General features: G+C 49.0%; 5 protein-coding genes. All 5 read left to right on the forward strand.

The features are described from left to right. Positions 1-148: 148 nt before the first annotated feature. The 5 genes from JUB15_RS17140 (at position 149) to JUB15_RS17160 (ending at position 11,923) form a co-directional block, all read left to right on the forward strand. Complete coding sequence (locus tag JUB15_RS17140) at positions 149-2,857, forward strand: glycoside hydrolase family 2 protein (protein ID WP_207513721.1); 2,709 nt, start codon at positions 149-151, stop codon at positions 2,855-2,857. Between the two features lie 89 nt (positions 2,858-2,946). Next, complete coding sequence (locus JUB15_RS17145; protein WP_207513722.1) at positions 2,947-5,232, forward strand: GH92 family glycosyl hydrolase; 2,286 nt, start codon at positions 2,947-2,949, stop codon at positions 5,230-5,232. Positions 5,233-5,269: 37 nt separating this feature from the next. Beyond that, positions 5,270-7,579, forward strand: coding sequence for a GH92 family glycosyl hydrolase (locus JUB15_RS17150; protein ID WP_207513723.1), 2,310 nt, complete (start codon positions 5,270-5,272; stop codon positions 7,577-7,579). A 31-nt stretch (positions 7,580-7,610) separates the two neighbouring features. Further along, the gene (locus JUB15_RS17155) at positions 7,611-10,169 is read left to right on the forward strand and encodes a glycoside hydrolase family 38 C-terminal domain-containing protein (protein WP_207513724.1); all 2,559 of its coding nucleotides are present in this window, start codon (positions 7,611-7,613) and stop codon (positions 10,167-10,169) included. 125 nt (positions 10,170-10,294) lie between these two features. Then, the gene (locus tag JUB15_RS17160; protein WP_207513725.1) at positions 10,295-11,923 is read left to right on the forward strand and encodes a DUF5005 domain-containing protein; all 1,629 of its coding nucleotides are present in this window, start codon (positions 10,295-10,297) and stop codon (positions 11,921-11,923) included. Positions 11,924-11,928: the final 5 nt, after the last annotated feature.

Below are 11,928 nucleotides of genomic sequence, written 5' to 3' on the forward strand. Positions count from 1 at the left end.
AGGAACGCATAGTATATTGTTTGTTTACTGTTAGAGTATCAGTTATAGTAAAATCAAAAATAATGACCATACAATAGCAATCCACCTGTTATTCACGACCCGATCTAAAAGAATAGCGGTAAACCGCTAATCAAGTGACTTTGGCAATATGACGAAACTTACCCTAAGCTTTTTTGCCCTGCTGTCGTTTTACCTGATGCTCTGCCCGGTCACCGCTCATCCACAAACCAGGCAATCCTTGAATAGTACCAGCCCCGGAATAGTATGGCAAATTACGCCCCAGGCCGACCTGAAAAACTCCGGCGCCGACATCTCCACACCAGGTTTTAAGATCCCTGGTCATATAAAGGGTATTGTGCCTGGCACCGTGTTCACCGCCTATGTAAACGCCGGCATCGTGCCCGATCCCAACTATGCCGATAATATTTACAAAGTTGACGAATCCTTCTTTAACCGTCCATTTTGGTACAGGACCGAATTTGAACTCCCCGCCACTTACGTCAACGGCCAACGCGTATGGCTTCATTTTGACAATACCAACCGCTTTGCTGATTTCTATTGCAACGGGACCAAATTATCGGGAACTCCTACATCCACTAAAGACGTCAGCGGCCACATGCTGCGCACAAAATATGATATAACCGATCTGGTTAACAGATCCGGCAAAAATGCGGTGGCCGTTTTGATCACGGATGCTGATCAAAAAAAGAAGCGCAACTCCAAAGAAAGCTTTGGCGTTGCCGCCAGTCCCACCTACCTGTCGGCAGCCAGTTGGGACTGGATGCCTTATGTACCGGGCAGACTAGCCGGTATTACCGGCAATGCGTATCTCGAGATCACCGGCGATGTGACCATGGAAGATCCCTGGATCAGGTCAGAACTGGAGTCGAATGATATTGCTTATTTATACATCTCTTCAACCCTGAAAAACGCGTCTGCTGCCAAACAGGATGTTACCATTTCGGGCGTAATTCAGCCCGGAAACATCCGGTTCTCCAAAAAGATCACCCTCGATGCGGGCGCTGCTTCAACAATCTACCTCGACCGGAAAGATTTTCCGGAATTCATCATCAACCATCCCAAACTCTGGTGGCCCAATGGGTATGGCGAACCGAATTTGTATACCTGTACCCTAACCTGCAGTACAGGCAATAACGTGTCGCAGGTAAAAGAGATCTCTTTCGGTATCAGGAAATACGAATACCAGTTTGTAAAAAATGCCGCCGGATGGCCGGTGATGACCTTTTTTATCAATGGTCAGAAATTATTTTTAAAAGGAGGTAACTGGGGAATGAGTGAATACCTGCTTCGTTGTCATGGCGAAGAATATGAAACAAAGGTGCGGTTACACAAAGACATGAACTATAATATGATCAGGTTATGGACCGGCTGCGTTACCGACGATGAGTTGTACGACTATTGCGACAGGTACGGTATTATGATCTGGGACGATTTCTGGTTATACGTGGCCTACGACGACGTTGCCAGTGATGATGACTTTAAAGCCAATGCCCTTGATAAAGTAAAACGGTTGAGAAACCACCCCAGTATTGCCTTGTGGTGCGGCGCCAATGAAACACATCCCAAACCTGAATTGGATAATTACCTCAGATCGATCGTGGCGCTGGAAGACCATAACGACAGGATGTATAAATCCAGCTCCAACCAGGATGGTCTCTCGGGCAGTGGATGGTGGGGCAATCAGCCGCCCAAACACCACTTTGAGACTTCCGGCAGCAACCTGGCCTGGAACAAACCGCCTTATCCGTATGGGTCAGACCGCGGTTATGGCTTGCGGTCAGAGATAGGGACAGCTACCTTCCCAACCTATGAGAGTGTAAAGAAATTCATTCCTGCCGGCCAGTTATGGCCGTTGCCAACAGACGATGCTTTAAAAAACTCGGATACCAGGGTCTGGAACAGGCATTATTTTGGTAAAGAAGCTTCCAATGCCAATCCGCTCAATTACAAAGCTGCCGTAAATAAACAATTTGGTGAATCGGCCGGGCTCGAAGAGTTCTGCGAAAAAGCGCAATACCTGAATATTGAAGTGATGAAAGGTATGTACGAGGCCTGGAACGATAAAATGGGACACGATGCTTCGGGACTGCTGATCTGGATGAGCCAGTCGGCTTATCCTTCCTTCGTATGGCAAACCTATGACTACTACTACGATGCCACCGGGGCCTACTGGGGCGCCAGAAAGGCCTGTGAGCCTTTGCATATTCAATGGAACGCTTCCAACAACAGTATCAAGGCAGTTAATACAACGTCAAAAGACCTCCAGGGCGCAACCGCAAAAGCCACCATCTATAATCTCCATGGTAAAGAACTTACGCAGCTGGGCAAACAGGCGCTAATAAATGTTGCGTCCGGCAATATAACCGAAGCATTTACCCTCGACCTCAATGGAAAAAATACCGGAGCGGATCTTACGCCCCTTCATTTTATCAAACTGGAACTAAAAGATGCTGCAGGTAACCTGTTGTCTGATAACTTCTATTGGCGAAACGGCGTTTATGACCTGGATTACACCAGCCTTAATACCTTGCCGGCGGCTCAACTGTCATGTAAGCTGATTGGTAAAGAGTCGCTTGACGGAACCGGAAAGCTGCAGGTGCTGGTGAAAAACAATTCCAACACCGTAGCCTTCGGAAACCGCTTGCGATTGATCAACAAAACCACACAGGAACGGGTGCTGCCGGTGATCATGTCGGAAAACTATTTCACCTTACTGCCTGGTGAAGAAAAACGGGTGACCATAGAAGCAGCTGCCAAACTGCTTACAGGCGGCGTAACGGTGCTGTTGAAGCAATACGGGCAAAAAGAAAAAAAGCAATTTTCTGTTGATCGCTGATCTTTTATGAACAGCATCCTGATTAATTTATGGCTCCCGACTGGCGGTAAAAGCCGTTTAATGCGACTTTAGTCTGTACCATGCTAAATATGAATAAACGTAAGACAGGTTTGGCGGCCTTGTTGCTGCTCTCACTCGGGGCTGCCTATGCACAGAAGGACCTGGCCGACTATGTGAACACCCTGCAAGGCACCAATTCACATTGGGGCCTTTCGTATGGCAATACCTATCCAACCATTGCCGTGCCATTTCCCATGCACTCCTGGTCGCCGCAAACCGGCAAAAATGGCGATGGCTGGAAGTATACCTGGAATGCAACATCGATCCGTGGCTTTCAGCAGGTGCATCAATGCAGTCCCTGGATGGGTGACTATGCCGTGTTCTCGCTCATGCCGGTCACCGGCGCCCTGGAAGTCAGCGAAGACAAAAGGGCTTCCTCTTTTACGCATGCCGATGAAATAGCCAAACCACACTATTACAAAGTAAAACTGGGCAATGGCGTTACCGCTGAGATTGCGCCCACAGAGCGCAGCGGGCACATGCGGTTCGCATTCCCAAAAGGGAAAGAGGCTTACCTGGTGCTCGATGGTTATACCAAAACCAGCGGTGTCACCATTCATCCGGATCAACGGAAAATTACCGGCTGGGTGCGCAACGGCACTTTTATTCCCGCAGGTTTCCGGTGCTATTTTGAGATGCAGTTCGATCAACCTTTTCTGTCATACGGCACCTGGGAGAACCGGTCAAACAGCATTCAACAAAAAAAGCTGACCGATTCCGGGGACGGTAAGGGCGCCTATCTTCAATTTAAACCCGGCGCCGTGGTGCAGGTAAAGATCGCTTCCTCTTATATCAGTGCCGGTCAGGCAGCGCTTACCCTGCAGCAGGAGCTGGGCAGCTATAAAAATCTAGCGCAAACCAGCGAAGCAGCGAAAAGATCGTGGAATGAACTGCTGGGCCGGATCGCAGTGGAAGGCGGCACTGAAGGGCAAAAAGCAACCTTTTATTCCTGCCTGTTCCGCGCCAGCCTGTTCTCACATAAGTTTTATGAATTCGATAAAAGCGGCAACCCGTATTACTTCAGTCCCTACGACAGTAAAATACATACTGGTTACATGTATACCGACAATGGTTTCTGGGATACCTTCCGGGCGCAGTTCCCGCTAAGCAATATCCTGCATCCAACGATGCAGGGACGGTATATGCAATCCCTGCTCGATGCACAACAGCAATGCGGCTGGCTGCCGACCTGGTCTAACCCCGGCATGTCGGGCGTAATGGTGGGCAATCATGCGATCTCCCTGCTGACCGATGCCTGGGTAAAAGGCATTCGTACGTTTGATCCTGATTCTGCTTTGAAAGCCTATTACCACGAAGCCACCAGCCGCAGCCTGATGGGCGGTTCCAGCGGTCGGGAGGGACACGAATATTATTTCCAGTTAGGTTTTATTCCGCAGGATAAAGTGCATGAAAGCGCCGCAAAGACCCTGGAATATGCCTACGACGATTTCTGTGCTTACCAGCTTGCCAGACTAACCGGCAATAGATTTTATGAGCACATTTTTGCCCGTCAGATGTACAACTACAGAAATGTGTTTGACAGCACAGCGGGTTTTGTTCGCGGCCGTAACAGCAACGGCGAATGGATCCCAACTCATTTTGACCCTGTTGAATGGGGCGGCGCTTTTACCGAAGGCAATCCCTGGCAGTGGACCTGGTCGGTGTTTCACAATACCAGGGATCTCATCAACATGCTCGGCGGCGAAGCCGTCTTCAATCAAAAGCTGGATAGTTTATTTCATGGCTCCAATGCCGTAAAGTATGGCTCCTATAAACAGGAGATCCATGAGATGAAGGAAATGGTGCTGGCCGGCATGGGTCAATATGCGCACGGCAATCAGCCGGTGCAGCATGCGCCGTATTTGTACAATTACAGCGGCCAGCCCTGGAAAACGCAAAAGCAGGTACGCGAAGTGATGTCCCGGCTGTACAACGCCACCGAAAACGGTTATCCCGGCGACGAAGACCAGGGGCAGATGTCTTCCTGGTATGTCATCAGCGCCCTGGGCTTGTATAGTGTTTGTCCGGGTACCGATGAATATGTAATTGGCAGTCCCGTGTTTCAAAAAGCAACCATCAGTCTTGAGAACGGAAAGAAGTTTACCGTAGAGGCGGTGAACAATAGCAAAGACAATGTATACATTCAATCGGCCACGCTGAACGGCAAACCCTTACAAAAGAATTTCATCAGGTATGCCGATATCAGCCATGGCGGAAGACTTCGTTTAGTGATGGGCAGCAGTCCGAATAAACAACGGGGCATCCGGGAAGAAGACAGGCCTTATTCGCTGCTTCCACCCGGCATCGTCCGGTAACGCTATTCATCAACAATCGGTATGAACAGAAAGGATCATGAGAAATAAATATTGGTTAAGTTGTATTGGGTTATTGCTGGCCGCGCTTTCCTGCCTTGCGCAGCAGCCGGTTGATCTTGTCAACCCCTTTATTGGCGCCAGCACCAGCGAAGGCGCCGCCGGAATTTATCACGGCCTGGGAAAAACATTTCCCGGCGCCACCACGCCATACGGCCTGGTGCAGGTTAGTCCCAACACCATTACCGGGGGTGACAATGGTTCTGGTTACAGCTATGAACATACGAGCATAGAAGGATTTGCCTTTACCCAAATGAGCGGGGTGGGCTGGTTTGGCGACCTGGGTAATTTACTGGTAATGCCATCTACGGGAGCATTGCAAACGGCTTCGGGCAGTTTGAAAGATCCGGCTACAGGATATCGATCGCGTTATGATAAAAAGACCGAAAAAGCCAGTGCCGGTTATTATGCTGTTTCGCTTTCTGATCACAACATCAAAGCAGAAATGACGGCTGCGCCGCATAGTGGTTTGCTCCGGTTTACTTTCCCAAAACACGCTTTATCCCGCATCCAGATCGACCTCGCGAGGAGGGTGGGCGGTACATCGGTGCTGCAGGAAGTGGAAGTAGTTAATGAGCACACCATCCAGGGGTGGATGAAATGTACGCCGGAAGGCGGGGGCTGGGGGAATGGCGAAGGCAATGCCGATTATACCGTTTACTTCTATGCGCAGTTCAGTAAACCGTTAAAGAATTATGGGGTATGGAGTGCCGGCATCCCCGACAGCTGGGGCCGGAAACGGCAGGATGTGGAAAGCGGGAAATACCAGCAACGGATAGCAGACGCTACGGTAACAAAAGGTATAAGAAAAATGCAGGGCAAACACCTTGGCTTTTTTACCGAATTCGAAACAAAAAAAGGGGAAGAAGTGCTGCTGAAAAGCGGAATTTCTTTTGTGAGTTTAGCAGGGGCCCGGAAAAACCTGGAGGCCGAAATACCTGGCTGGGATTTTGACAAACTGCACGCGCAGGCTCGTGCAACATGGAATGCAGCCCTGTCGAAAATGCAGGTAACCGGCGGCTCGAAAGCGCAAAAAACAATTTTCTATACTGCGCTTTATCATACCATGATCGATCCCCGGATGTTGGAAGATGTAGATGGCAATTACCCGGGTGGCGATGGAAAAGTACATCAGTCGAAACATTTTACCAAACGCACGATCTTCAGCGGCTGGGATGTCTTCAGAAGCCAGATGCCGCTGCAAACCATCATCAACCCTTCCCTGGTAAATGATCTCATCAATTCCCTGATCACGCTGGCGGATGAAAAAGGGAAAGATCATTTTGAACGCTGGGAGTTGTTGAATGCCTATAGTGGTTGTATGCTGGGTAATCCTGCGGTATCGGTCATTGCCGATGCGTATGCCAAGGGCATCAGGAATTACGATCTAAACAAAGCCTATCAGTTATCGGTAGGTTCAGTGGAACGGTTCGGGAACAAAGAGGCGGGGTACACGCCCAATCCTTTAAGTATTTCGTATACGTTGGAATATGCGTATTTCGACTGGTGCGTATCTCAATTGGCGAAGCAGCTGGGAAACTCCGCGGACGCCGACAAATACGCCAAACGCGCCCAGTATTACCACAACATCTTTGATAAAGAAAAGGGCTGGTTCAGGCCCCGCCTGAAAGACGGCAGTTGGGAACCGTGGCCGGCGGAAGGGCGGTTGAAACAATGGTATGGATGTATGGAAAGCAATGCCTGGCAGCAGGGATGGTTTGTGCCACACGATGTAGCCGGTATGGTGGCCCTGATGGGCGGCAAAGAAAAAGTACTGGCTGATCTCACCAACTTTTTTGAAAAGGTACCCCATAACATGATGTGGAACGACTATTACAACCATGCCAACGAACCGGTTCATCATGTGCCCTTTCTTTTTAACCGTTTAGGTGTTCCTTCGCTTACCCAAAAATGGACAAGGGCCATTTGCGAACGCGCTTATAAGAACGCTGTTGAAGGGTTGGTAGGCAATGAGGATGTAGGACAGCTATCGGCCTGGTATGTGCTGGCCGCAAGCGGTTTGCACCCCGTTTGTCCGGGCGATACCCGTTATGAAATAACCAGCCCGGTATTTAACAAGATCACCATTGCCCTGGATGCTGCTTATAGCCAGGGAAAGACCTTTACCATTTCTACCGTAAATAACAGTTCACAAAATGTGTACATACAAAGTGCAACCTTAAATGGCAAACCCTACAACAACTGTTTCATCGATCATAGCGACCTGGTGAAAGGCGGCGTGCTGGAGCTGGTAATGGGTCCGAATCCGGGCAGGTTATGGGGCAATTGATGTAAGAAGAAGCGAAAGTTAATCCTCTCAAATGAAGCCGTATCTAAAAATACTTTATTGCACCTGTTTATTTATCTGCACGTTTGGGTCTCATGCGCAGAACGCCTACTTTATCGATGGTTATCATGGGGGCGTTTATGGCCATTATCCCAAAGGGTATACGCAGTTTATAGTAGGCAAATTGAATGAACATCCTTTCTGGAAGATCAATCTGGAAATTGAGCCCGAAACCTGGGATTCGGTTGCCGTGTGGGAACCTGCTGCGTTGAAACAATTGCAGCAGCTTTTCAGGGATCAATCCGCCACCGGCAGGATCGAGTATGTTAGTCCGGCCTATGGGCAAAGTTATTTCTTCAACACGTCCGGCGAAAGCATCATCCGGCATTTTTCCTATGGAATAAAAAAAGTAAAAGCATACTTTCCCAATGCCGTTTTTACCACCTATTCGTCTGAAGAACCCTGTTTTACCAGTGCCTTGCCCCAGATCTTACGATCATTTGGGTTTAGATACGCTTCGTTGAAAAACCCCAATACCTGCTGGGGTGGCTATACCCGCGCTTATGGTGGCGAGCTGGTGAACTGGATCGGCCCCGATGGTACAAAACTCATAACTGTACCCCGGTATGCCACCGAAAAGCTGCTGCCAAATTCAACCTGGCAAACAGCGGGCTGGACCAATTCGCCCCAATACATCAGGGATGCGTTTGCTTATGGTATAAAAAATCCGGTGGCCATGTGCCTGCAGGATGCGGGTTGGAAAAATGGCCCCTGGATTGGTAATGGCAACAGGGGCTATCAGCCCACTTACTACAAAACATGGCGCGATTATATAGAGAACCATTCTATTAAAACACCCAGGCAAAACTGGAAACTCAGCCAGGAAGACATCCTGGTAAGCCTGGTATGGGGCTCACAGGTTTTACAACAACTGGCACAGCGGGTTCGGACAGCCGAAAACAAGCTGGTAATGGCCGAGAAACTCGCAGCGCTGGCAGCCGTCTATGATCACAGGCCCTGGCCGAAAGCTGCCATTGACGAAGCCTGGCGCACATTACTCTTGTCGCAACATCACGATTGCTGGATTGTTCCGTACAATGGCAAAAGGGGCGATACCTGGGCCGATAAAGTGAACGTATGGACGAAAAGAACAAACGATGTCAGCGACAGTATCATGCATAGCGCAGCCACTCTAAATGATCAGGGCGCTATCAGCGCCATCCGGGTGTATAATACCACCGGTACTACCAGGCAGGAACTAGTGCAACTGAAACTACCGGTGGGAACGGCATCGAACGAGGTAGTTGTTGTGGATGAACAGCGGAACGAAATGTTTACGCAGTTGGCCAGGTCATCCGCTGATCATGAATTGTATTTTAAAGCAGCTGTTCCTGCTATGGGTTTTAAAACGTACAGGATGGAGCACAGGCGCCCTTCCGTAATGAAAGGGGCAACAGCTGCTTTTACAGCTGAAGGCAATATTATTTTAGAGTCCGATCTGTACAGGCTGATCATTGACAGATCGAGCGGCGGTGTTATTAAAAGCCTTATTGCAAAGAAGTTAAACAATAAAGAGTTTGTTGATCAAAAAAATGAAAAAGGATTTAATGCATTGAGCGGACATTTTTTTAATAACGGTGGTTTTTACACTACTTCCCAAAACCCGGTTACCCTTACTATGCTGGAAAATGGGCCTCTTGTAGTAAAAGCTGCCATTAAAGGAATGATCTTCGACCATCCTTTTACCCAAACCATTACATTGAAACAGGGGGACAGCAGAATTGATTGCAGCCTGACCATAACATGGAAAAATAATACCGGCATTGGTGATGCGTATAAACAAAGCGGCGGCCCGGACGCCAGTGATTACCACAAGCCTTTTTATGACGACAGCAAAAAATTGCTGGCGCTCTTCCCTGTAAATTTTTCTTCTCAAAAGATCTATAAAGATGCGCCTTTTGATGTTACCGAAAGCAGGCTCGATAATACCTTCTTCACTACCTGGGACAGCATCAAAAACAATATTCTGTTGAATTGGGTGGATGTGTATGATGCCAAAGAAGATTATGGTCTGGCCCTTTTTACCGATCATACGACCACCTATGCCCATGGCAAAGGTTTTCCGTTAGGTTTGAATGTTCAGTATTCAGGCGCCGGCTTATGGGGAAGGGATCATCCTGTTACCGGTACTACCGAAATGAAATATGCTTTGATCCCGCATAAAGGAAAATGGGATGAAGGTGGCATCAGTGAGTTAGCTGTGCACTGGAACGAGCCGCTGGTGGCGTTGCCTTCTTCACCAGTAAAAACTGCAGAAAGATCATTGGTAGATGTAACCGGCACCGGTTACCAGGTAACGGCCGTCCTCGTGGAGGGCGATGATCTGCTGGTGCGTCTTTTCAATGCAGCAGGCAATAATAAACTTCAAAAGATCGCCTTTGGCGGAAAAGCGACCAGCGCCCGGCTGGAAGAACTGAACGGTGCAGTGAAGCAGCACTTAAAGATCCATACCGGTAAAACGACTGCCATTCATCTTGTTATACCCAGGTTTGGCATAAGGACCATTCGATTGAAAAACTTCGCCTCTTCTTAAAGCCCGCTTTTTTTACGCACACAAAGGGGGTAGCTGTTAGCTTAAGTGACAGCAGATGTAAGCTGCCGGCGCCCGGCTGTGAACGAACACAGTCATTACGCTAACCATTTATAAACTTTGATTGCATGAAAAAACGATTGCTATGCCGCCGTCCGATCTGGACGGCCGCCCTTCTTTGCCTGCTCTTACTTCAACACTGTACGAAAATAGATGCGCCGGTAAACGACAACGCAGCTGAATATTCAGGTACGGTCTCGGTCCGTTCTGTAATCGGTCCGGGTACGAATGGCTTTTACAGTATTACCAATGTGTTTAGTGGCCATGCCATGGAAGTGTTTGCCAGCTCCACGGCCGATGGCGGCCCCGTAGTGCAGTATGCGAATTTCAACTTTCAAAACCAGAAATGGGTGGTGAAAGATCTTGGCTCCGGTTATTTCTCCATCATGAACGGGTTCAGCGGAAAAGTGCTGGATGTACCCGGCAGTACCAATGAAACGGGACGACAATTGCAACAATACACCTGGAATACCACCAATGCGCAGCAATGGCGGATCGAGGATGTGGGCGGGGGTGCATACAGGATCATTAACCGCGGTAACGGACTGGCAGTTACCAATCAAAACAATGCTACCGGCAGCGGTACCGCCATTACGCAGCAGCCTTATACCGGCAGTAATGCCCAGAAATGGATCTTTACCCTGGATACACGGATGACCTTCGCAGTTAACAATGGCTGGGTAAACAGCGCACAGGTATATATCGACAATGACTATAATAATTACCTTACCCGCTACAGCGGCTGGAACGGCGGCGACGGCTGCGTAACTACATTATTACCCAATGGCAGCCTGTTGTGGTCGTTCCAGGACAGCTTCTTTGGCGAAGTAACACCCAACCGGGCAAGGATCGATAATGTGTTTGTACGTAATGCCGGGTTCATCCAGGTGAACAGGTCACTTTCGAGCTATCAGCAATTGAATCCCATCGGTGCCGATGGCAGGGCGAAGACCTGGGTACTGGTGCCGGGCGCCGCCAATGGCGACCAGGACCTTTATTGGGGCGGGCCTGCCCAGGTACTGGGCAACGAAGTACAAATGGTGATGGGGCACATGCACCTCAATGCCAGTAATGAGCTTGAACACCAGCGTACCGATGTGGTGGTTTTCGATGCAGCCAGTATGCAGCAAAAGCGGGTAGTGCACAACAGGTATACCGGCAGCCTGCCTTTCGATGCCAGTTTGTTTAAAGCAAATGACGGCTACACTTATATGTACACCACCCAGAATGTGGGTATCTGTGGCTCCCGGTTATACGTAGCCCGGGCCGCCAACCATAATATTACCGGCGCCTGGGAGTTTTACAGCAATACCGGCTGGACAACCAACCAGCCTGCTGACGCCAATCTGCAGCCGATCCTGGAAGCCAATGCCACACAGCCGAATGTGTTTTATAAAGACGGCAAATATTACCTTGTATCCCAAACCACCTGTTATGGCCTCGATATTAACATTTGGGAAAGCAATAGTCCGGTTGGCCCTTTTGTTAACCAAAGGACCATTTACCGCATACCGCAGCAATACACCCTGCCTGAATTTGTTACGTATAATGCCGTGGTGCATCATGCATTGTCGCGTGAGGGGGAACTGGTAGTATCTTACAATATCAACCCGACCGATTTCTGGAGTAATTTCAACAACCCGGGCAGTGCAGACAGGTACCGCCCATGGGTAGTGCGGATCTATAACTGGAAATGAAAATA

The organism is Longitalea luteola (assembly GCF_017356035.1).
GTDB classification, from domain to species: Bacteria; Bacteroidota; Bacteroidia; order Chitinophagales; family Chitinophagaceae; genus Niastella; species Niastella luteola.

What these genes read in the sequence shown, in the direction of transcription:
- JUB15_RS17140 (WP_207513721.1), top strand. Translation starts at nt 149, where the DNA reads ATGACGAAACTTACCCTAAGCTTTTTTGCCCTGCTGTCGTTTTACCTG.
- JUB15_RS17145 (WP_207513722.1), top strand. Translation starts at nt 2,947, where the DNA reads ATGAATAAACGTAAGACAGGTTTGGCGGCCTTGTTGCTGCTCTCACTC.
- JUB15_RS17150 (WP_207513723.1), top strand. Translation starts at nt 5,270, where the DNA reads ATGAGAAATAAATATTGGTTAAGTTGTATTGGGTTATTGCTGGCCGCG.
- JUB15_RS17155 (WP_207513724.1), top strand. Translation starts at nt 7,611, where the DNA reads ATGAAGCCGTATCTAAAAATACTTTATTGCACCTGTTTATTTATCTGC.
- JUB15_RS17160 (WP_207513725.1), top strand. Translation starts at nt 10,295, where the DNA reads ATGAAAAAACGATTGCTATGCCGCCGTCCGATCTGGACGGCCGCCCTT.